Here is a 20,749-nt window from a genome sequence, read left to right as displayed (position 1 = left end):
GTCGACAAGGAGTCGAGCCATGCGTGTAGTTCCCAGTCTGTTGGCAGCCTCCCTGGGGTTGGTCCTGGCCGCGTGCCAACCGGCCCAGGCACCCGCGGCGGGCAGCAATGACGCCCCGCCTGCCACGCTGCAGCCGAGCGCCAACACGGAAGGTGGCAGCGAGACCGCCTACCAGTGTGGTGATCTGAGTGTGGGCGCGACCTTCAATGGCGAGGATGCTGCCACGCTGGTGATCGGCGAGCGTAGCTTCGCCATGACTTCCGAGCGCGCGGCATCCGGCGCCAAGTACAGCGATGGCCTCGGCAACAGCTTCTGGACCAAGGGCAGCAATGATGGCCTGCTGAGCCTGAAGGGCGAGCCGGATCGCGAGTGCCATGCGGTGGAAGCCACCGAAGGCGATGGCAGCGCCGGCAATGCCGCGTTCCGTGCCACCGGCAATGAACCCGGATGGCTTGCAGTCGTCGATGGCGATATGCCGGGCCTGCAGGTGGAAGTTGACTATGGCGAGCGCCGCTTTGACGTGGCCAAGCCAACCAAGGGTGCCGACGGCTGGAGCGGCAAGGCGTCCGATGGTACCGACGTCAAGCTGAGTTTCCAGCGCACTACCTGCCAGGACGATATGAGCGGGGAGGCGTTCGAGGCGAAGGTGATGCTGACCGTCGGTACCCGCCAGTACCACGGCTGCGGCAATTTCGGCGCGAAGCAGCCGTAAGTTACCTGTAGAGCCGAGCCCACGCTCGGCTGCAGTACCTGTCCAACCCACCGCAGCCGAGCACGGGCTCGGCTCTACACAACTACTGTCAGCGATGCGCTGCTTGCTGCCTGCGGCGAACTTGCCGCAGGCAGCGATCGGCAGGCGATCGGCGCAGGGTGCTTAGTCGGCACGGCCGGCGAATTCGCCGGTGGCGGTGTTCACCAGCACGCGCTCGCCGTTGACGATGTACTCCGGCACCATGATCTCGATGCCGGTGTTGAGCTTGGCCGGCTTCGGGCGCTTGGTGGCGGTGCCACCCTTCAGTTCCGGCGGCGTCTCGATCACTTCCAGCACCACGGAGGCCGGCAGCTGGATCGCCACCGGCTGCTCGTCGATCACCTGCACGTAGATGCCGGTCAGGCCGTCGGTGATGTAACCGGCGTCATCGCCGATCACGTCCGCATCCAGGGTGTACGGGGTGTAGTCCTCGTCATCCAGGAACACGAAGGCATCGCCGTCCTTGTACGAATAGGTGGACTGGCGGCGCAGCAGTTCGACCTCGACCAGGTTGTCGTCGGCATCGAAGCTGGCGTCGAGCTTGTTGCCGCCCGGCACGCTGTACATGATGAAGCGGAAGCGGACGTTGCCGCCGCGACCCTGCGGCGAGCTGCGCTCGATGTCGCGGATCTGGTACACGCCGTTGTTGTACTCGACGACGTTGCCCTTCTTGATGTCGTTGGCTTTCATGGTGATCTAGGTCGTTGGGGGAGGGCGCCGTCCCGGCGCCCGTGGGGAATCACTTCGGAGCGAGGCGGGTAGCGCCGTCCAGGCGGATGGTCTCGCCGTTGAGGTAGGTATTGCCAAGGATGAAGCCGACCAGGCTGGCGAAGTCTTCCGGCTTGCCCAGGCGCGACGGGAACGGAATCGAGGCGGCCAGCGACTGCTGCACGGCTTCGGGCATGCCGTCCACCATCGGCGTCCAGAACACGCCGGGAGCAATCGTATTGACGCGGATGCCGAAGCGGGACAGTTCGCGTGCCATCGGCAGCGTCATCGACACCACGCCGCCCTTGCTGGCGGCATAGGCGGCCTGGCCGATCTGGCCTTCATAGGCAGCGATGCTGGCGGTGTTGATGATGACGCCGCGCTCGCCGTCGGTGCCGGCCTCGTTGTGCTGCATGCGGTTGGCCGCGGCCTTGGCCACGTTGAAGCTGCCGACCAGGTTGACCATCACCGTGCCCTGGAAGCCGGCCAGCGGCATCGGGCCTTCTTTGCCCAGCACGCGGCCGGCGCCGAGGATGCCGGCACAGTTCATCGCCACGTTCAGGCCGCCGAGGAAATCGTGGGCCTGGTCGATGGCTGCCGAGACGGCCGCTTCATCGCTGACGTTGACGTTGAAATAGCGGGCCTTGTCGGCACCCAGCCCGGCAATGGCGGCGGCGCCCTTGGCGTCGTTGAGGTCGAACAGGGCCACCTTGCCGCCCTGGGCGACGAGGTGCTGGGCCACGGCCAGGCCGAGGCCGGAGACGCCGCCAGTGATCACGGCACGTACGGAAGACAGCTGCATTGAACGGTCCTGCAGGTTCGAGAACCGCCGATTCTAACGGAAGCGGTGACCGCCGCCGTTGTGCACTGCGCCGCCGGTGCAGGGCGGCGCAGTGCAGCGGTCAGCTGGCGGCGGCCAGCGCCTGCCCGGTGCGGCTGGCGGTGGCGCGACCGAGCAGGCCGGCCAGCCAGCGGCCGGTCTCGGCCAGTGCCGGCAGGTCCACGCCGCTGTCCAGGCCCAGGCCCTGCAGCAGATAGACCACATCCTCGCTGGCGACGTTGCCGCTGGCGCCCTTGGCATACGGGCAGCCACCGGCGCCGGAGATCGCGCTGTCGACCACGCGCACGCCTTCTTCCAGGCAGGTGGCGATGTTGGCGATGGCCTGGCCGTAGGTGTCGTGGAAGTGCACGGCCAGTGCCGTCATCGGAATCTCGGCGGCAACCGCCTGCAGCATCGCCCGAGCCTTGCGCGGGGTGCCGACGCCGATGGTGTCGCCCAGTGAGATTTCGTAACAACCCATCTGGTGCAGGGCGCGCGCCACCCGCACCACGTCGGCCAGTGGCACCTCGCCCTGGTAGGGGCAGCCGAGTACGGTGGAGACATAGCCGCGCACGCGCACGCCATCGGCGGCGGCGCGGCGCAGGATCGGCTCGAACCGGGCCAGCGATTCGTCGATGCCGGCATTGGTATTGGTACGGTTGAACGCCTCGGAGGCGGCGGTGAACACCGCCACTTCCTCCACGCCCACCGCACGGGCGCGGTCGTAGCCCTGTTCGTTCGGCACCAGTACCGGGTAGTGCACGCCCGGCCGGCGCTGGATGCCGGCATAGACCTCGGCGGCGTCGGCCAGTTGCGGGATCCACTTCGGGCTGACGAAACTGGTCGCCTCGATGCTGCGCAGGCCGGTGGCCGACAAGCGGTTGATCAGTTCGATCTTGTCGGCGGTGGACACCGACTGCTTTTCGTTCTGCAGCCCATCACGCGGGCCGACCTCGACGATGCGGACGTAATCGCTCATGCGGCTGCCCCATCGGACGGACGGTGGCAGACCGCTTCGATGTTGTTGCCGTCCGGGTCGAGCACGAAGGCGGCGTAGTAATCCGGGTGGTACCACGGGCGCAGGCCCGGGGCGCCGTTGTCGCGGCCACCGGCGGCGAGGGCGGCGGCGTGGAAGGCGTCCACCTGCGCGCGGCTGGTGCAGGCAAAGGCCACGTGCACGCCGTGACTGGTGGTGCCGCCATTGCCGAGCCAGAAGAACGGCTTGCCGTCGCTGCCGAAGCCGATGTGGTCGTGGTCACCGGTTTCTTCGGCGCTCACTTCCATCACCACGTCGATCTGCAGCGGCGCCAGTGCCTGCAGGAAGAAGGTCCTGCTGCGCGCCAGGTCGGCGCTGGTCAAACCAAGATGATCGAGCATGTTCAGGCTTCCGTGACCCAGTGGGGGGCGCGCTTGTCGAGGAAGGCGCCCAGGCCTTCCTGGCCCTCGGCGGACACCCGCAGGCGCGCGATCAGGGCGGCATTATCCCGATCCAGCGCGTCGCGGTCATGGCTGTCGCGGACCTGCCGCACCAGCTGCTTGGCGGTGGACGAGGCGATCGGGCCGGCCTTGTCGAGCAGGGCCAGCTGGCGTTCCAGGGCTTCGTCCAGGCGTTCGGGCTCGACCAGTTGGTGGACCAGGCCGATGCGCAGCGCGGTATCGGCGTCGAAGTGCTCGCCGGTGGCGAACCAGCGCCGCGCTTGGCGCGGGCCGATGGCCTCGATCACGTAGGGCGAGATCACCGCCGGCAGCAGGCCGAGGCGGCTTTCGGTCAGGCCGAAGCGGGCCGAGGTGCTGGCGATGGCGATGTCGCAGCAGGCGACCAGGCCGACGCCGCCCCCGAAGGCGGCGCCATGGATCCGGGCCAGGGTCGGCTTGGGCAGCTCGTCCAGGGTGCGCATCAGCCGCGCCAGGGCCAGCGAGTCCTCGCGGTTGTCGGCCTCGCTGGCGGCGGCCATGCCGCGCATCCACTGCATGTCGGCACCGGCCGAGAAGGAAGCGCCGTGACCGGCGACCACCACGGCCCGGACCGAATCATCGCCGCCGGCGGCTTCCAGTGCGGCAGTCAGCCGGGCGATCAGGCTGGCGTCAAAGGCGTTGTGCAGCTCCGGCCGGTTCAGCCAGAGGGTGAGGACAGCGCCACGGCGCTCGATCTGCAAAGCATCGTTCATGGGATTCCAAGGTCACTCCATACCTGTATGGATCATAGCGGGCCATTGGTCATGGGCCATGACGCGACGCGGGAATGTTAGAATCGAGAACCATTTACATCCAGCAGAGAACACGCTAGATGACGCTGTCCGAACTGCCGCTGCACACCTCGGCCGTGGTCGAGTCCGTGCAGGACCTGCATGCCAACGATGCCATTGCCCGTCGCCTGCGCGAGCTGGGTTTCGTGAATGGCGAGGAAGTACGCTTGGTGGCCAAGGGCCCGGTGGGGGGCGAGCCGCTGCTGGTGCAGGTCGGGTTCACCCGGTTCGCGCTGCGGATCAGTGAAGCCAAGCGCGTCGTGGTCGACGCTGCCAGCCAGGAACGACGTGCATGACCGCCACTGTCTCCGCCTCACCGCTGCGCATCGCGCTGGTCGGGAACCCCAACAGCGGCAAGACCGCGCTGTTCAACCAGCTGACCGGCAGCCGGCAGAAGGTCGCCAACTACACCGGCGTCACCGTAGAGCGCAAGGAAGGTCGCCTGCGCGCGCCGTCCGGCCGCGAATTCGCCGTGCTCGACCTGCCGGGTGCCTACAGCCTGCATCCGGCCAGCCTGGATGAGGCGATCACCCGTGACCTGTGCCGGGGCTTCTACCCGGGCGAAGCTGCGCCGGACGTGCTGCTGTGCGTGATCGATGCCACCAACCTGCGCCTGCACCTGCGCTTCGCGCTGGAACTGCGCGAGCTGGGCAAGCCGATGGTGGTGGCGCTGAACATGGTCGATGCCGCCCAGCGGCGTGGCATCCAGGTGGACGTGGCCGCGCTGGAGCGCGAGCTGGGCGTACCGGTGGTGGAGACCGTAGCGGTGCGCAAGCAGGGTGCCAAGGCCCTGGTCGAGCGCCTCGATGCGATGGTGCCGCACCTGGATGCACCGGTGCCGGGCCCGGAAGGTGGCATCGACTACCACGCCAAGGTGCGCGAGATCCTGTCGGTCGCCGTGCGGATGCCGGCGCGGACCGCGAAGATCGACGACGCGCTGGACCGCTGGCTGCTGCACCCGGTGTTCGGGCTGATCAGCCTTGCAGTGGTGATGTTCCTGATCTTCCAGGCGGTGTACGCCTGGGCGACGCCGTTGATGGATGGCATCGAGGCTGGCTTCGCCTGGCTCGGTGCTCTCGTTGGCGGCGTGTTGCCGGAGGGTCCGCTGGCCAGCCTGCTGACCGACGGCATCATCGCCGGCGTCGGTGGCGTGGTGGTGTTCCTGCCGCAGATCCTGATCCTGTTCTTCTTCATCCTGGTGCTGGAGGAATCCGGCTACCTGCCACGTGCGGCGTTCCTGCTCGACCGCATGATGGCCGCCGCCGGCCTGTCCGGCCGCTCGTTCATCCCGCTGCTGTCCAGCTTCGCCTGCGCGGTGCCGGGCATCATGTCCACGCGCAGCATCCAGGACCCGCGTGACCGCCTGGCCACCATCCTGGTCGCACCGCTGATGACCTGCTCGGCGCGCCTGCCGGTGTACGCCCTGCTGATCGGTGCGTTCATTCCGCAGAAGACGGTGTGGGGGGTGTTCAACCAGCAGGGCCTGGTCCTGTTCGGCCTGTACGCCGCCGGCATCCTCAGTGCGCTGGCGATGTCCTGGATCATGAAGAAGTGGCGCCGCGACAAGAGCGAGCATCCGCTGATGCTGGAGCTGCCGTCGTACCGCCTGCCACATGTGCGTGACCTGGCGGTCGGCCTGTATGAGCGCGGCATGATCTTCCTCAAGCGCGTCGGCGGCATCATCCTGGCGCTGACCATCCTGCTGTGGGTGTTGCTGTCGTTCCCGGCGGCCCCGGCCGATGCCACGATGCCGGCCATCGACTACAGCTACGCCGGCCGGATCGGCCATGCGATGGCGGTGTTCTTCGCACCGCTGGGCTTCAACTGGCAGATCTGCATCGCGCTGATTCCGGGCCTGGCCGCGCGTGAGGTGGCGGTGTCTTCGCTGGCCACCGTGTATGCGCTGTCGGCCGCCGATGACGATGCCGCCAGCCAGGCGCTGACCCCGTTGATCAGCGATGGCTGGTCGCTGGCCACGGCCCTGTCGCTGCTGGTCTGGTACATCTACGCCCCGATGTGCATCTCGACGCTGGCTACCATCAAGCGCGAGACCAACTCGTGGAAGCAGATGGGCTTTGCCGCGTTCTACCTGTTTGCCGCGGCTTACGTGGCCGCGCTGATCACCTACCAGGTGACCAGGGCGCTGGGAGGCGGCTGATGGATACCGGGCTGCTGATCCAGTACCTGATCATCGCGGTGGCCGTGCTGGTCAGCGCCTGGGTGGTGCTGAAGAAGCAGTTCCCCGGTACCGTACGCAAGCTGCGCGGCGCATTGGCGCTGGCCCTGCTGAAGCCGGGTCGCGCGGCCTGGCTGCAGGCGCTGGGGCGGAAGATCGCGCCGCCGGCCAGTGGTGGGGGGGGGGGCTGTGGGGGGTGCGACAGCTGCGGGCCGACTCCGCCGAAGCAGCGCTGACGCTGCTTTCCTGCTCTGGTGGGTGCGAACCCTGGTTCGCACACTTGCGGGCTTCATCCACGCATGGCGTGGATCTACCGGACGCAGGCCGGATTCAGACCTCTCTGCGGATGATCGCGCGGAAGTTCCCGCCCTGATTCAATCGCCGCACCGATTCGCGGTTTCCATGGGCTGCTGCGAAACCCGCCACGTCGGCCAGGGCATCGAGCAGCAGGGCCTTCAGCGCGTCGCGGTTGCCGGCCTCCAGCAGGTCATCAAGATCCTGCTGGATGAAGGTCCGGCGCAGGCCCGGCGTTTCTTCGATCCGCCAGTCGACATGGGGCGTGGGAATGCTGGAGCGGTACCGGAAAGCCGTTTCAAGATCGTCAGGCGCGAGGGGATACGCGAGCAGCTCTGGAAAGTAGAGTCCAGCATTCACATAGAAGCCCCGGCTTTCGCTGGCGCGCTGGTGATTAACGACAAGCAGGGCGGCATCCAGCAAGCGGTAGCGCGTGGTCGACGTCCCGGCATAACCGGTCTTCCTGGCGCATTTGCTGAAGACGGTCGAGGATTTCATGGGTTTTGCCCGGGCTGAGGGAAGGGCCACAGACTTGAAGGGGAGCGTTGCCGCGTCCAGTGGCAAACCCGTCACCGCAGGGGCATGCAGCATCGCAGCGATGGCGCTTGCCGCAGCGGGCGTGCTGCCGCTAGCCTGCAGGCATGAACCAGACTCCTCTGCGATTGCTCATTCACGGTGCCTCCGGGCGCATGGGCCAAGCCCTGCTTCGGCTGGCCGCCGAACATCCCGAAACCCTGCGGATCGTGGCTGCAGTGACCGGCCGTGCGCCGGCACAGCGCGTGGTCGATGGCGTGCCGTTCTTCGGCGCCAGTGAGCTGCCCGGTGCGCCGGCGTTCGATGTGGCGATCGACTTCAGCCTGCCGGAGGGTTTCGACCCGATGCTGGCGCTGTGCGTGGAGCGGGGTGCCGGGCTGGTGTCGGGTACCACCGGTATCTCCAGCACACAGCGCCAGGCGCTGGACGCCGCGGCGGCGAAGATCCCGCTGGTATGGGCCTCGAACTTCAGCCTGGGCGTGGCGGTACTGGACGAACTGGTGGAGCGCGCGGCGCAGGCGCTGGCCGGCTGGGACTGCGACATCGTCGAATCGCACCACACCCAGAAGAAGGACGCGCCATCGGGCACTGCATTGACCCTGGGCGCGGCCGCGCAGCGGGGCGGGGCGGAGCCGCACTACGCCAGCCTGCGCGCCGGCGACATCGTAGGCGAGCATCTGGTGCAGTTCACCGGGCTGGGCGAGCGCATCGAGCTGGTACACCGGGCCACCAATCGCGACATCTTCGCCCGCGGCGCCCTGTTTGCCGCCCGCCAGCTGCAGGGCCGGGCCCCGGGCAGCTACCGCGTGCGGGACCTGCTGCAGTAAGGCGGGTTGATTCCTGGGGTCGGATCCCTTTCCAGCGGAGAGGGCTCTGACCCCATCCGAGGGCGCCTGGGGTCAGAGCCTTTCCCATTCGGGAATGGATCCGACCCCGCCTCCGGCCCGCATACCCGGCCGGATTGAAATGAATGCGCAATTGCCTGTTCATGAAGCGCGATAACCGCTGGCGTGAGCGTCCCGGCAGCGCTACAATTCGCACTCGCCGAATCACGAAAGCCGGACCGGTCCCAGACCGTACGTCCGCGCTTTTTTGCAACCGGATTTCCGTGAAGCGCAGGCGTGACTTCGGCAGCCCCCTCGGTAGCCAAAGTGAGATTCCCGTGACCCAAGCCGCAATCCTCGTCCTCGAAGACGGCACCGTATTCGAGGGCGAATCCGTAGGCGCGCCCGGCCTGTCCGTCGGTGAAGTGGTGTTCAACACCGCCATGACCGGCTATCAGGAAGTATTGACCGACCCGTCCTACGCCCGGCAGATGGTCACGTTGACCTATCCGCATATCGGCAACACCGGCATGACCGACCAGGACGATGAAGCGTCCAAGGTATGGTCGGCCGGTCTGATCGTGCGCGACGTCCCGCGCCGTCCCAGCAACTGGCGCAGCCAGCTGTCGCTGCAGGACTGGCTGATCCAGCGGGGCGTGGTCGCCATCGCCGGCATCGACACCCGCAAGCTGACCCGCATCCTGCGCGAGAAGGGCGCGCAGAACGGTGCGCTGATGGCCGGCGACATCGACGTGGAAAAGGCACTGGAAGCCGCCCGCAAGTTCCCGGGCCTGAAGGGCATGGATCTGGCCAAGGTCGTCACTACCGAGAAGACCTACACCTGGACCGAGGGCCAGCTGGACCTGGATGCCAATGCTTTCGTCAGCGTGCCGGCCCGGTTCAAGGTCGTGGCCTACGACTTCGGCGTGAAGACCAACATCCTGCGCATGCTGGCCGAGCGCGGCTGCGAAGTGACCGTGGTGCCGGCGCAGACCCCGGCCGCCGAAGTGCTGGCACTGAAGCCGGACGGCGTGTTCCTGTCCAATGGCCCGGGTGACCCGGAACCGTGCGACTACGCCATCGACGCGATCAAGACCTTCATCGACGTGAAGATCCCGACCTTCGGCATCTGCCTGGGCCACCAGCTGCTCGGCCTGGCCTCTGGCGCGAAGACCATGAAGATGGGCCATGGCCACCACGGTGCCAACCACCCGGTGCAGGACCTGGACAGTGGCCGGGTGATGATCACCTCGCAGAACCACGGTTTTGCGATCGATGAAGCAACCCTGCCGCCGACCCTGCGCGTGACCCACCGTTCGCTGTTCGACGGCACCAACCAGGGTGTCGCCCGCACCGACGTGCCGGCGTTCTCGTTCCAGGGCCATCCGGAAGCATCCCCGGGCCCGCACGATGTCGGTCCGCTGTTCGACCGCTTCGTGGCGCTGATGGAGCAGGCCAAGGCGTGATCAGTACGCCGCCGGCCTGCCGGTGGCGTCGCGATGGACCGTAAACCCCGCATCGCTGCTGCCCCTGGCGCGGCGCTGCGGATCAAGATTCCTGATCGACAGCGTGCGATCACCCCCCTTGTCACGCTGTACTGACTTAGAGAAGAAAATGCCCAAGCGCACTGACCTCAAGACCATCCTCATCATCGGTGCTGGCCCGATCGTCATCGGCCAGGCCTGCGAGTTCGACTACTCCGGTGCCCAGGCCTGCAAGGCCCTGCGTGACGAGGGTTACCGCGTGGTGCTGGTCAACAGCAACCCTGCCACGATCATGACCGACCCGGAGATGGCCGACGCCGTCTACATCGAGCCGATCAACTGGCAGACGGTCGAGAAGATCATCGCCAAGGAAAAGCCCGATGCGCTGCTGCCGACCATGGGTGGCCAGACCGCGCTGAACTGCGCGCTGGACCTGGCCGACCACGGCGTGCTGGAGAAGTACAACGTCGAACTGATCGGCGCCAAGCGCGAAGCGATCCGCATGGCCGAAGACCGCGAGCTGTTCCGCGTGGCCATGGGTGAGATCGGCCTGGAGTGCCCGACTGCCGCCGTCGCCCACACCCTGGACGAAGCGCTGGAAATCCAGACCCGCGTCGGCTATCCGACCATCATCCGCCCCAGCTTCACCCTGGGCGGCAGCGGTGGCGGCATTGCCTACAACCGCGAAGAGCTGGTCGAGATCGTCAGCCGCGGCCTGGAACTGTCGCCGACCACCGAAGTGCTGGTGGAAGAGTCGGTGCTGGGCTGGAAGGAATTCGAGATGGAAGTGGTCCGCGATACTGCGGACAACTGCATCATCGTCTGCTCGATCGAAAACCTGGACCCGATGGGCGTGCACACCGGTGACTCGATCACCGTGGCCCCGGCCCAGACCCTGACCGACAAGGAATACCAGCGCCTGCGCGATGCCTCCATCGCCGTGCTGCGCAAGATCGGCGTCGATACCGGTGGCTCGAACGTGCAGTTCGGCATCAACCCGAAGACCGGCCGCGTGGTCGTCATCGAGATGAACCCGCGCGTGTCGCGTTCCTCGGCGCTGGCTTCCAAGGCCACCGGCTTCCCGATCGCCAAGGTCGCCGCCAAGCTGGCCGTGGGCTACACCCTGGACGAACTGAAGAACGAAATCACCGGCGGCCTGACCCCGGCCTCGTTCGAGCCGTCCATCGACTACGTCGTCACCAAGATCCCTCGCTTCGCCTTCGAGAAGTTCCCGGCCGCCGATGCCCGCCTGACCACCCAGATGAAGTCGGTGGGCGAGGTGATGGCGATGGGCCGCACCTTCCAGGAGTCGGTGCAGAAGGCCCTGCGTGGCCTGGAAACCGGCAAGGTCGGCTTCGACCCGACCGGCCTGGACCTGGGCAACGAAGACGACCTGCAGACCCTGCGTCGCGAGCTGAAGGCGCCGGGCCCGGAGCGCCTGTTCTATGTGGCCGATGCGTTCCGCGCCGGCATGAGCGTGGAAGAGATCTACGCACTGTCGTTCATCGATCACTGGTTCCTGGACCAGATCGAGGAAATCATCGCGGCCGAAGCCGAAGTCGCTGCCGGCGGCATCGATGCGCTGGATGCCGCACGCCTGCGCAAGCTGAAGCGCGCTGGCTTCTCCGACGCGCGCCTGGCGCAGCTGACCGGCACCAACGAAGCCGCCATCCGCGCGCTGCGTCGTGCGCACAAGGTGCGCCCGGTCTACAAGCGCGTGGACTCCTGTGCCGGTGAGTTCTCCACCGGTACCGCCTACCTGTACTCGACCTACGAGGACGAGTGCGAGGCCGCGCCGAGCAACCGCGACAAGATCATGATCCTGGGCGGTGGCCCGAACCGCATCGGCCAGGGCATCGAGTTCGACTACTGCTGCGTGCACGCGGCACTGGCGCTGCGCGAGGATGGCTATGAAACCATCATGGTCAACTGCAACCCGGAAACCGTGTCGACCGACTATGACACCTCCGACCGCCTGTACTTCGAACCGCTGACCCTGGAAGACGTGCTGGAAATCGTCGAACTGGAGCAGCCGAAGGGCGTGATCGTGCAGTACGGCGGCCAGACCCCGCTGAAGCTGGCGCGCGCGCTGGAAGCCAACGGCGTGCCGGTGATCGGCACCAGCCCGGACTCGATCGACCTGGCCGAAGACCGTGAGCGCTTCCAGCAGCTGGTGGACAAGCTGGGCCTGAAGCAGCCGCCGAACCGCATCGCCCGCAATGATCAGGAAGCCCTACTGCTGGCCCGCGAGATCGGCTACCCGCTGGTGGTGCGCCCGAGCTACGTGCTGGGCGGCCGTGCCATGGAAATCGTCTACGGCGAAGCCGACCTGGCCCGTTACGTGCGCGACGCTGTGAAGGTGTCCAACGATTCGCCGGTGCTGCTGGACCGCTTCCTCGACAATGCTGTCGAGTGCGACGTCGACATCATTGCCGACAAGGATGGCAACGTCCTGATCGGTGGCGTGATGGAGCACATCGAAGAAGCTGGCGTGCACTCGGGCGATTCCTCGTGCTCGCTGCCGCCGTATTCGCTGTCGGCTGAAACCCAGGCCGAACTGCGCCGCCAGGTGGTGGAGCTGGCCAAGGCCCTGAACGTGGTCGGCCTGATGAACACCCAGTTCGCGATCCAGACCAGCGACGAGGGTGCCGACACCATCTACCTGCTGGAAGTGAACCCGCGTGCCTCGCGCACCGTGCCGTTCGTGTCCAAGGCCACCGGCATGGCGCTGGCGAAGATCGCCGCCCGTTGCATGGCTGGCAAGAGCCTGGCCGAGCAGGGCGCGACCAAGGAAATCGTTCCGGACTACTACTCGGTGAAGGAAGCGATCTTCCCGTTCGCCAAGTTCCAGGGCGTCGATCCGATCCTCGGGCCGGAGATGCGCTCCACCGGCGAGGTGATGGGCGTCGGCCGCACCTTCAACGCCGCCTTTGCGCGCGCGCAGGAAGCCGGTGGCATCAAGGCACCGCCGGTCGGCAAGGCCTTCGTCTCGGTCCGCGACCCGGACAAGAAGCGCGTGCTGCCGGTGGCCAAGGCGCTGCTGGCGCGTGGCTACAGCCTGGTCGCCACCCGTGGCACCGCCGCGTGGCTGCAGCAGCACGGCATGGACTGCGAGATCATCAACAAGGTGGTCGAAGGCCGTCCGCACATCGTCGACTCGATCAAGAACGGCGAGATCGTCTACATCGTCAACACGACCGAAGGTCGTTCGGCGATCAACGACTCGTTCTCGATCCGCCGCGAGGCGCTGCAGCACCGCGTCACCTACTCGACCACCATTGCCGGCGCCAAGGCGCTGGTGGATTCACTGGAATTCCGCGGCACCGGCCCCGTCTGGTCGCTGCAGGAGCTGCACAAGGAGTTGAATGCATGAGAGCCCCCATCACCATGAAGGGCGCGCAGAAGCTGCGCGACGAACTGGATCACTTGAAGTCGGTCAAGCGCCCGAAGGTCATCGCCGCCATCGCCGAAGCGCGTGAGCACGGTGACCTGAAGGAGAATGCCGAGTACCACGCCGCGCGCGAGGAACAGGGCTTCATCGAAGGCCGCATCAAGCAGCTGGAGGGCGAGCTGTCGCACGCCGAGATCATCGACGTGAGCAAGCTCAATGCCGGCTCCAAGGTGGTGTTCGGCGCCAGCGTGACGCTGGCCGACGTGGAAACCGACGAAGAGAAGAAGTACCAGATCGTCGGTGACCTGGAAGCGGACATCAAGCTGGGCCTGATCGCGATTTCCTCGCCGGTGGCGCGGGCGATGATCGGCAAGCTGGAAGGCGATTCGATCGTGATCGACGCCCCGGCCGGCCAGCGCGAGTACGAGATCGTCAGCGTCAGCTACGTGGACTGACCGCGTGGCGACGGCGACCCTGCTGTTGCCTGCACGCAGCCGCTTTGCCGCGGCTGCGCTGCCGGACGATGTGGCACGCGCGCTCGGCCGTGCCACGACGGTGCAGGTCGTGCCGGGCGAGCGCGCGCAGCTGACACGCCATTTCTCGGTTGCCGCGCCGCACTGGCCGGTGGCCGCGTTGACCCGCCAGCGCGACGTCGGCGATGCCGCCGGTGCCAGCTGGCTGCGTGCCGATCCGGCCTGCATGGTGCCGGACATGCACGGCGCGCGGATGATGGCCTACGGCGAAACACTGCGGCCGACGCTGGCCGACAGCCTCGCGTTGCTGCCGGTGCTGCAGCCATTGTTCGCCGATGCCGGCTTCGTGCTCGACGCACCCGATCCCTCGCGCTGGTACCTGCGGCTGCCGATCGACAGCGAGCTGCCGGACTTCGACAGCCCCGACGAGGTCCTCGGCGATGACCTGTTCTCGCATCTGCCCGAAGGCGAGGGCGGTCGTCGCTGGCGGGCGCTGATGACCGAGGCGCAGGTGCTGCTGCACAACCATTCCTGGAACCAGCAGCGTGCCGCACAGGGACAACAGCCGATCAATTCGCTGTGGTTCTGGGGCGGTGGCGTGATGCCGGTGTCGGTCAGCACGCCGCACGCGCAGGTGCGCAGCCGGGACGCGCTGCTGCAGGGCCTGGCCCTGGCGGCTGGTGTGGCCGTGGATGGCGAGCAGGCGGTGGATGCGCTGGTCGACCTGCGCCAGCTGCGCTCTTTGCAGCAGCTCGGCAATGATGCGATCCGGCCGCTGCTGGCCGCGCTCAAGCGTGGCGAACTGCAGCGGCTGGTACTGGACTTCGAGGATGGCCTGCAGTTCCAGCTGGACCGTGGCCAGCGCTGGCAGTTCTGGAAGAAGCCGCGCCAGCTGCACGATTGAGCGGGGCTATCCACGCATGGCGTGGATCTACTGTAGAGCCGAGCCCATGCTCGGCTGGTGTCATTTCACCTCGCTGACCACCGTCGGCAGGGTCCAGTGCCCACCCGCAACGCCCCGGCACTGCCCGGTGGTGAACTCGCTGCTCTTCACGAATCGCGCGCCATCCCAAGCCCAGTCGTGGCCGGAGAAGCAGTCACCGACGCCGCGCCCACGGAAGCGACCGCTCAACGTAGCGTCGTCGCGATCGAAGTCTTCTGCATCGGACGTGACGAAGCGTGCTTCGTACGGCGGCTTGTCCTGCACTACCCAGTAGCCGCTGCTGAAGTTGTAGGCACCCACGAAGCAGCTGGTGCTTGCCAGCACATGTTGGGCGTCCAGTCGCTGGATCTCGATTTCATCTGTCCCGCCATCGCTCAGGCGGCCGCATTCATCCGGCTTGGGCAGGCTGGCGATCAGTGCCTTGCGCAGGCCCGGTGCTTTCGCCAGTGCCGCGTCCGAGGCGCGCGGTGCCACCAGCGTGCCGCGCACGATCACTGGCACCGGCAACGCCGCAGGCACGCTTGCTTCGGGCTTGTCGCCACGCCGCACCAGCGCACCGGGGGTGCCCAGCCGGCCCTGTGCCTCGTCCATCTTCAGCAGTACGGCCGCTGCACCGCGGTCGGAGATCGGCCAGGCCTTGCCCTTGCCGTCGATGATCTCGATGCGTGCCTGACGCGGCAGTGCGGCGGCCAGTGCATCGGTCTGTGCCTGCTGCAACAACACTTTGTCCCCGTCGCCGGTGTCGCGCACCGCGCCCAGGTCCTTGCCGTTCAGGCGCAGGCGCAGTGCCCCGGTCGGCGTCGGGCTTTCGCCATCCTCGCCATTGCGCAGCCGCGCGATCACCTTCGCACCCGGGCCGCCGGCGCGCTCAAGCATCAGGCTGAGCAGGTTGCCGGGTTCTTCCGGACTGTAGCCGGCGGCGCGGCAGGTGCGGGTGTTGTCACAGGCCAGCGACCAGTCGTTGTGTTCGAATTCGACCCCGGGCCTGGGCTCAGGCGTCGCGGAGTGGGCAGCCGGGGCCACGGTGAGTGCCATCAGCGCGGTCAGCAGGGTGCGGGTCATGGATGGAAGTCCGTTCCAGGGCAGGCAAGCATGGAAGATGCGGTCGTGAATTCCAAATGCTGCTGGCCGAAGAGCCAAGTTGCCTCGTCAGCAGCGGCAGCCGACCGGGGGAGCGGTGCACGTTATGATGTGCGGGTCTTTCGTAACCGGCGATGCCGATGTCCCTTGCCGCCGATGCTGCGCAGCCGCCCTCTGATACACCGCTGATCCGCCGCCGCGACGTGGTCGTGCCCGGCAGCTGGCCAGAGGGCACGCTGCCATTGCTGGCCCGACTCTATGCCAGCCGTGGTGCGGGAACGCCAGAGCTGGCGCTGCCGAAACTGGGAAGCCTACACGCGCCCGAGCTGCTGACCGGTATCGATGATGCAGTGGGCCTGCTGATCGAAGCCATCGCCAACGACAAGCGCATCCTGGTGGTCGGCGATTTCGATTGCGATGGCGCCACCGCCTGTGCGGTCGGCGTGCGTGGCCTGCGCATGCTCGGCGCGCAACACGTCTTCCACGCGGTGCCGAACCGCATGGTGCATGGCTATGGCCTGTCACCGTCGCTGGTGGAAGAGTTGGCCGCGCTGCAGCCGGACCTGCTGGTCACGGTCGACCACGGTATTGCCTGCCATGCCGGTGTCACCGCGGCCAAGGCGCGCGGCTGGCAGGTGCTGGTCACCGACCACCATCTGCCGGGGCCGCAGCTGCCGCCGGCCGACGTGATCGTCGATCCAAACCTGGATGGCGATGCCTTCCCCAGCAAATCGCTGGCCGGTGTTGGTGTGATCTTCTATGTGCTGATGGCGCTGCGCCGGCATATGCGCGAGGCCGGCGTCTTCGCAGATGGCAAGGGGCCGGACCTGACCACGCTGCTGGATCTGGTGGCGGTGGGCACCGTTGCGGACCTGGTAGCGCTGGACCCGAACAACCGTGCGCTGGTCAGCGCGGGCCTGCGCCGTCTGCGCGCGGGGCAGGGCTGTGTTGGCCTGCGTGCGCTGATCGAAGCCAGCGGCCGTGATGCCGCGCGGCTCACTGCCACCGACATCGGCTTCGCACTCGGCCCGCGCCTGAACGCGGCGGGCCGGCTGGAAGACATGGCGCTGGGCATCGCGCTGCTGCTCACCGAAGATCCGCGCCAGGCGCGCGAGATCGCGCAGACGCTGGAGCAGATCAACGCGGAACGCCGCGCCGTGCAGCAGTCGATGACCGACGATGCCGAGCAGGCCCTGACCCGCGTGGTGCTGGACATGGCCGGGCAACGGCCGGTGGCCGCCTGCCTGTTTGATGCCGACTGGCATCCCGGTGTGGTCGGCCTGGTCGCTTCGAAGATGAAGGATCGCCTGCATCGTCCGGTGATCGCCTTCGCTCCGGCCGAACCGGGCGCCGACACGCTGCGTGGCTCGGCGCGCTCGATTCCCGGGCTGCACATCCGTGACGCCCTGGCGCTGGTCGATGCGCGCCATCCGGGCCTGATCGACCGCTTCGGCGGTCACGCCATGGCGGCCGGCCTCAGCCTGCGGCTTGACCACGTTGATGACTTCAAGGCCGCCTTCGTCGCCGTGGTGCTGGAAATGCTCGACCCGGCGGCACTGCAGCAGCAGGTGCTCAGCGACGGCGAACTGGCCGCGGACGAGCTCGATCATCGCCACGCCGATGCGCTGCGGTTGGCCGGCCCATGGGGCCAGGGCTTCCCCGAACCCCTGTTCGACGGCCACTTCGAAGTGGCCAACTGGCGCGTGCTGAAGGAGCGCCACCTGAAGCTGGAACTGCGCCTGCCGGGCGTGCCTGGCACGATCAACGCGATCCACTTCGGCGGCTGGCACGGCAATGCGCCCGGCCGACACGTGCACCTCGCCTACCGGCTGGCCTGCGACGACTATCGCGGCGGCAGCGCCATCCAGCTGATCGTCGAACACTGCCTGCCCGCCTGAGAAAAAGGGGACGGAGGGGATTAAGTCGCAACTGGCAAACAGGGCATAAGCGACTTAATCCCCTCCGTCCCCTTTTTGGGTCTCCCAACCCCGTTACGGCTGCTGGTGCGTTCAAGGGTCCACGATCCCACTGGAGTCCGGTCATGGTCTTCGCGCGTTGCTGCATTGTGTTGTTGCTGGCCCTTGCGGCCTGGCCCGCTGGCGCGCAGTCGCCGCCGATCTCCCGGCCGCAGGCCGCCACGCCGCTGCTGATCGCACCGGCGGCTGAGCAGGCGGTCCAACTGCGACACGCCCGCATCGAGGGCGAGGTCCAGGCGGGCATCGCCCAGACCCGGATCATCCTGGAATTCCACAACCCGAACCGGCGCGTGCTGGAGGGTGAGCTGCAGTTCCCCTTGGCCGATGGCCAGCAGATCAGCGGCTTCGCGCTGGATATCAACGGCGAGATGCGTGACGCGGTGCCGGTGCCGAAGGACCGCGGCCGCCAGGTGTTCGAGGAGATTGCCCGCCGCGGCGTTGACCCGGGCCTGCTGGAACAGACCGCCGGCAACCAGTTCCGCCTGCGTATCTATCCGCTGCCGGCCGGCGGCAGCCGGCGCGTGCAGCTGGTGATTCGCGAGCCGTTGGCCTTCGCCGGCCAAGGCTGGCAGTGGACGCTGCCGCTGCAGTTTGCCGCCGGTGCAGCCTCGGTTGAACTGAAACTGCAGGCACCTGGCACGACCACCGCAGGTACGGCGCCATTCCGCATCAGCGCGGGCCAGCTGCAGTGGCAGGGCAAGGGGGCGCAGCTGCCGAAGCAGCTGCAGTGGGATCTGCCGGCGACCCGCCAGGCACGGGTGCAGGTGGCGCCCTGGCAGGATGGCCACTATCTGCTGGCGCAGCTGCCGGTGGCGGCCAGCAGCACGCCGCGCAAACTGCCGAGCGAAATCGGCCTGCTGTGGGATGGCTCCGGTTCGGCGGGCCAGCGCGATCACACACGTGAGTTCGCCCTGCTGGATCGCTATTTCGCTGCGCTGCGCGACGGCACCGTGGCCTTGACCGTGCTGCGCGATCGCGCCGAGCCGGTGCGTCGCTTCCGCATCCGCGCCGGCAACTGGAGTGAACTGCGCGCAGCCCTGCAGGCCGTACGCCCGGACGGTGCCAGCGCGCTGGCACAGTGGCAGCCGCAGCCGGGCGTGAAGGAGTATCTGCTGGTCAGCGATGGCCTGCTGACCTATGGGCCGGAACAGCTGCCGGCGATGGCGGCGGATCAGCGCCTGTTTGCGGTCAGCAGTGCCGGTGCGCGCACCGATGCCGTGCGACTGCGTGGTTGGAGTGAAGCGCATGGCGGCCGCTTCGTCGCGCTGGGCAAGGATGTCGATGCGGCCGCGCGTGAGCTGCTGTCGTCGCCGTTGGATGTGCAGGTCGATGCAGGGCGTGGCGTGCAGGACGTGGTCATCGACCGTCGCAGTGAAGCTCAGGGTTGGCTGTGGCTGCATGCGCGACTGGCAGCTGACGGCGTGCCGATGCGGGTGCGCGTGGGTGGCGGCGAATGGCAGGCGCTGCCGGCCATGCAGAAAGGCGATGACGGCGAACTGCTGGCCGGCCTGTGGGCGCAGGCGCGCCTGCAGCAACTGGCCGTTGACCGCCGCGGCAACCGCGAGGCCATGCAGCGCCTGTCGCAGCAGTTTGGCCTGGTCGGGCCGGACACCTCATTGATCGTGCTGGAGACGCTGGAGGATTACCTGCGCTATGCCATCCGTCCGTCCGGCAAGCTGCGCGCGGACTACGATGCGCGGTTCGCACGGCAGGTGACTGACCGCGCCGCTGCTGATCGCGAGCGCTTGGACCAGGTGGCTGCGCGCTGGAAGGAGCGCCAGCAGTGGTGGAGCCGCAGCTGGCCGAAGGGTGCGCCGCCGCGGGCCAAGGAAGCAGCGCTGGACGTTGCTTCGGCCGACTATCCTGCCGAGTCAGCGCCGATGGCGATGCTCGTCGCACCGGCGCCCGCGGCACCGCCCGCGCCTGCACCGATGGCCGCGGCGGCAGAACAGCGCATGCAGGCCAGCAGCGCACGCGCGCGTCGTCCGGCGCCCGCGTCGGAGAATGCACTGGATGCGATTGTGGTCACCGGCGGCACGGTCGATGCCGCTGCGGCCGCCAACGATGGCCAGCTCGGCATCCAGCTGGCGGCCTGGCAGCCGGACTCGGCCATCGCCCGGCGCCTGCGCCAGGGCCCGCCGTCGCAGCTCTATGACCGCTATCTGGCCCAGCGCGATGCCCACGCCGACAGCAGCGCCTTCTTCCTCGATGTGGCCGACCTGCTGCTGGAGCAGGGCCAGCGCGAGCTGGCACTGCGGGTGCTGTCGAACCTGGCCGAAATGGATCTTGACAACCGCCACCTGCTGCGCGTGCTCGGTTACCGACTGATGCAGGCCGATGCTCCCGCACTGGCGGTGCCGGTGTTCGAGCAGGTGCTGGCGATGGGCCAGGAAGAACCGCAGAGCTTCCGCGACCTGGGCCTGGCGCTGGCAGCGGCCGGCAAGCCACAGCAGGCACTGGCGCCGCTGTACCAGGTGGTGGTGCGGCCGTGGGACAGCCGCTTCGATGGCATCGCCCTGATCGCGCTGGATGAGCTGACCAACCTGGTGGCCGGCAGCACGCCCCGGCTGGATACCACCGGCATCGACCCGCGCCTGTTGCAGGCGATGCCGCTGGACCTGCGCGTGGTGCTGTCGTGGGACGCCGACAACAGCGACATGGACCTGTGGGTAACCGACCCGAACGGCGAGCGCGCCTACTACGGCAACCGGCTGACCTACCAGGGCGGGCAGATGTCGCAGGACTTCACCGGCGGTTATGGTCCCGAGCAGTTCTCGCTACGCAATGCCAAGCCGGGCAAGTACAAGGTGGAGGCGAACTACTTCGGCAGCCGCCAGCAGCTGGTGACCGGGGCGACGACACTGATGCTGCGCCTGACCACCCATTGGGGCACGGCAAAGCAGAAGGATCAGATGGTGACGATGCGACTGAAGGACCGCGCCGAGACCGTGCTGGTGGGCGAATTCGAGGTTAAATAGTCAACTGCCCCAAGTGGCCGTCCGAGGGTGGGCCAAGGAAGACCCTCGTCGACGCCGCTCTGGGGCAAGGA

The 20,749-nt window shown here is 67.4% G+C and carries 18 protein-coding genes; 11 read left to right on the top strand and 7 right to left on the bottom strand.

Translation table 11 applies throughout. The features are described 5' to 3' along the window. The first annotated feature begins 19 nt into the window (after window positions 1-19). Window positions 20-712 (top strand): COG3650 family protein, encoded by a 693-nt coding sequence (locus AC5P74_RS13280; RefSeq protein WP_070489786.1) that lies wholly within the window; start codon window positions 20-22, stop codon window positions 710-712. Window positions 713-874: 162 nt separating this feature from the next. Here AC5P74_RS13280 and yeiP read toward each other — a convergent pair whose 3' ends face one another. From yeiP to AC5P74_RS13255, 5 genes are all read right to left on the bottom strand, one after another. Next, a complete protein-coding gene (gene yeiP / locus AC5P74_RS13275) occupies window positions 875-1,441 on the bottom strand; it encodes an elongation factor P-like protein YeiP (RefSeq protein ID WP_005409468.1) in 567 nt (188 codons plus the stop codon). A 49-nt stretch (window positions 1,442-1,490) separates the two neighbouring features. After that, on the bottom strand, window positions 1,491-2,261 hold the full coding sequence (locus AC5P74_RS13270) for an SDR family oxidoreductase (protein WP_329842615.1): 771 nt from the start codon (window positions 2,259-2,261) through the stop codon (window positions 1,491-1,493). A gap of 100 nt (window positions 2,262-2,361) precedes the next feature. Beyond that, window positions 2,362-3,258 (bottom strand): hydroxymethylglutaryl-CoA lyase, encoded by an 897-nt coding sequence (locus tag AC5P74_RS13265; protein ID WP_346607834.1) that lies wholly within the window; start codon window positions 3,256-3,258, stop codon window positions 2,362-2,364. Then, window positions 3,255-3,656, bottom strand: a complete 402-nt coding sequence (locus AC5P74_RS13260; protein ID WP_171956886.1) for a VOC family protein — start codon at window positions 3,654-3,656, stop codon at window positions 3,255-3,257. The genes AC5P74_RS13265 and AC5P74_RS13260 overlap by 4 nt, the downstream gene beginning before the upstream one ends. A 2-nt stretch (window positions 3,657-3,658) precedes the next feature. Next, on the bottom strand, window positions 3,659-4,447 hold the full coding sequence (locus AC5P74_RS13255; RefSeq protein WP_053499991.1) for an enoyl-CoA hydratase/isomerase family protein: 789 nt from the start codon (window positions 4,445-4,447) through the stop codon (window positions 3,659-3,661). A 119-nt stretch (window positions 4,448-4,566) separates the two neighbouring features. On the opposite strand from AC5P74_RS13255, the gene AC5P74_RS13250 reads away from it, so the two are divergent. From AC5P74_RS13250 to AC5P74_RS13240, 3 genes are read left to right on the top strand one after another with little or no spacing between them, the layout of a single operon-like run. Beyond that, the gene (locus AC5P74_RS13250; protein ID WP_005416370.1) at window positions 4,567-4,821 is read left to right on the top strand and encodes a FeoA family protein; all 255 of its coding nucleotides are present in this window, start codon (window positions 4,567-4,569) and stop codon (window positions 4,819-4,821) included. Further along, window positions 4,818-6,683 carry a ferrous iron transporter B gene (feoB, locus tag AC5P74_RS13245; protein WP_346607833.1) on the top strand — a complete coding sequence of 622 codons (1,866 nt, stop codon included), beginning with the start codon at window positions 4,818-4,820 and terminating at the stop codon, window positions 6,681-6,683. The genes AC5P74_RS13250 and feoB overlap by 4 nt, the downstream gene beginning before the upstream one ends. Next, window positions 6,683-6,937, top strand: a complete 255-nt coding sequence (locus AC5P74_RS13240; RefSeq protein ID WP_208164965.1) for a DUF6587 family protein — start codon at window positions 6,683-6,685, stop codon at window positions 6,935-6,937. The genes feoB and AC5P74_RS13240 overlap by 1 nt, the downstream gene beginning before the upstream one ends. Window positions 6,938-7,031: 94 nt before the next feature. On the opposite strand, the gene AC5P74_RS13235 is transcribed toward AC5P74_RS13240, so the two are convergent. Further along, on the bottom strand, window positions 7,032-7,493 hold the full coding sequence (locus AC5P74_RS13235) for a DUF4304 domain-containing protein (protein ID WP_065177640.1): 462 nt from the start codon (window positions 7,491-7,493) through the stop codon (window positions 7,032-7,034). 143 nt (window positions 7,494-7,636) lie between these two features. Here AC5P74_RS13235 and dapB point away from each other — a divergent pair, with 143 nt between their 5' ends. The 5 genes from dapB to AC5P74_RS13210 all read left to right on the top strand — a co-directional run bounded on the left by dapB (window position 7,637) and on the right by AC5P74_RS13210 (window position 14,605). Further along, window positions 7,637-8,356 carry a 4-hydroxy-tetrahydrodipicolinate reductase gene (dapB, locus tag AC5P74_RS13230; RefSeq protein ID WP_206620851.1) on the top strand — a complete coding sequence of 240 codons (720 nt, stop codon included), beginning with the start codon at window positions 7,637-7,639 and terminating at the stop codon, window positions 8,354-8,356. Between the two features lie 335 nt (window positions 8,357-8,691). Continuing rightward, window positions 8,692-9,819, top strand: coding sequence for a glutamine-hydrolyzing carbamoyl-phosphate synthase small subunit (gene carA, locus AC5P74_RS13225; protein ID WP_346607832.1), 1,128 nt, complete (start codon window positions 8,692-8,694; stop codon window positions 9,817-9,819). 148 nt (window positions 9,820-9,967) lie between these two features. Then, the gene (gene carB / locus AC5P74_RS13220; protein ID WP_065177614.1) at window positions 9,968-13,210 is read left to right on the top strand and encodes a carbamoyl-phosphate synthase large subunit; all 3,243 of its coding nucleotides are present in this window, start codon (window positions 9,968-9,970) and stop codon (window positions 13,208-13,210) included. 8 nt (window positions 13,211-13,218) lie between these two features. Further along, window positions 13,219-13,683 (top strand): transcription elongation factor GreA, encoded by a 465-nt coding sequence (greA, locus tag AC5P74_RS13215; RefSeq protein WP_026347191.1) that lies wholly within the window; start codon window positions 13,219-13,221, stop codon window positions 13,681-13,683. Between the two features lie 4 nt (window positions 13,684-13,687). Continuing rightward, complete coding sequence (locus AC5P74_RS13210) at window positions 13,688-14,605, top strand: phosphoglycerate mutase (RefSeq protein WP_065184938.1); 918 nt, start codon at window positions 13,688-13,690, stop codon at window positions 14,603-14,605. Between the two features lie 60 nt (window positions 14,606-14,665). On the opposite strand, the gene AC5P74_RS13205 is transcribed toward AC5P74_RS13210, so the two are convergent. Next, window positions 14,666-15,706, bottom strand: a complete 1,041-nt coding sequence (locus tag AC5P74_RS13205; RefSeq protein ID WP_346607830.1) for a DUF1176 domain-containing protein — start codon at window positions 15,704-15,706, stop codon at window positions 14,666-14,668. Window positions 15,707-15,864: 158 nt separating this feature from the next. On the opposite strand from AC5P74_RS13205, the gene recJ reads away from it, so the two are divergent. Continuing rightward, the gene (gene recJ / locus AC5P74_RS13200) at window positions 15,865-17,622 is read left to right on the top strand and encodes a single-stranded-DNA-specific exonuclease RecJ (protein WP_053500953.1); all 1,758 of its coding nucleotides are present in this window, start codon (window positions 15,865-15,867) and stop codon (window positions 17,620-17,622) included. Between the two features lie 143 nt (window positions 17,623-17,765). After that, the gene (locus AC5P74_RS13195) at window positions 17,766-20,678 is read left to right on the top strand and encodes a DUF2135 domain-containing protein (RefSeq protein ID WP_346607829.1); all 2,913 of its coding nucleotides are present in this window, start codon (window positions 17,766-17,768) and stop codon (window positions 20,676-20,678) included. Window positions 20,679-20,749: the final 71 nt, after the last annotated feature.

Source organism: Stenotrophomonas sp. YJH_SMC_94-11 (assembly GCF_059370435.1).
The sequence above is the reverse complement of the archived record's forward strand: the minus strand, read 5'-3'. Positions and strand labels throughout refer to the sequence as shown.

Coding starts and splice junctions, on each gene's coding strand:
- AC5P74_RS13280 (WP_070489786.1), top strand. CDS start 20: ATGCGTGTAGTTCCCAGTCTGTTGGCAGCCTCCCTGGGGTTGGTCCTG.
- yeiP (WP_005409468.1), bottom strand. CDS start 1,441: ATGAAAGCCAACGACATCAAGAAGGGCAACGTCGTCGAGTACAACAAC.
- AC5P74_RS13270 (WP_329842615.1), bottom strand. CDS start 2,261: ATGCAGCTGTCTTCCGTACGTGCCGTGATCACTGGCGGCGTCTCCGGC.
- AC5P74_RS13265 (WP_346607834.1), bottom strand. CDS start 3,258: ATGAGCGATTACGTCCGCATCGTCGAGGTCGGCCCGCGTGATGGGCTG.
- AC5P74_RS13260 (WP_171956886.1), bottom strand. CDS start 3,656: ATGCTCGATCATCTTGGTTTGACCAGCGCCGACCTGGCGCGCAGCAGG.
- AC5P74_RS13255 (WP_053499991.1), bottom strand. CDS start 4,447: ATGAACGATGCTTTGCAGATCGAGCGCCGTGGCGCTGTCCTCACCCTC.
- AC5P74_RS13250 (WP_005416370.1), top strand. CDS start 4,567: ATGACGCTGTCCGAACTGCCGCTGCACACCTCGGCCGTGGTCGAGTCC.
- feoB (WP_346607833.1), top strand. CDS start 4,818: ATGACCGCCACTGTCTCCGCCTCACCGCTGCGCATCGCGCTGGTCGGG.
- AC5P74_RS13240 (WP_208164965.1), top strand. CDS start 6,683: ATGGATACCGGGCTGCTGATCCAGTACCTGATCATCGCGGTGGCCGTG.
- AC5P74_RS13235 (WP_065177640.1), bottom strand. CDS start 7,493: ATGAAATCCTCGACCGTCTTCAGCAAATGCGCCAGGAAGACCGGTTAT.
- dapB (WP_206620851.1), top strand. CDS start 7,637: ATGAACCAGACTCCTCTGCGATTGCTCATTCACGGTGCCTCCGGGCGC.
- carB (WP_065177614.1), top strand. CDS start 9,968: ATGCCCAAGCGCACTGACCTCAAGACCATCCTCATCATCGGTGCTGGC.
- AC5P74_RS13205 (WP_346607830.1), bottom strand. CDS start 15,706: ATGACCCGCACCCTGCTGACCGCGCTGATGGCACTCACCGTGGCCCCG.
- recJ (WP_053500953.1), top strand. CDS start 15,865: ATGTCCCTTGCCGCCGATGCTGCGCAGCCGCCCTCTGATACACCGCTG.
- AC5P74_RS13195 (WP_346607829.1), top strand. CDS start 17,766: ATGGTCTTCGCGCGTTGCTGCATTGTGTTGTTGCTGGCCCTTGCGGCC.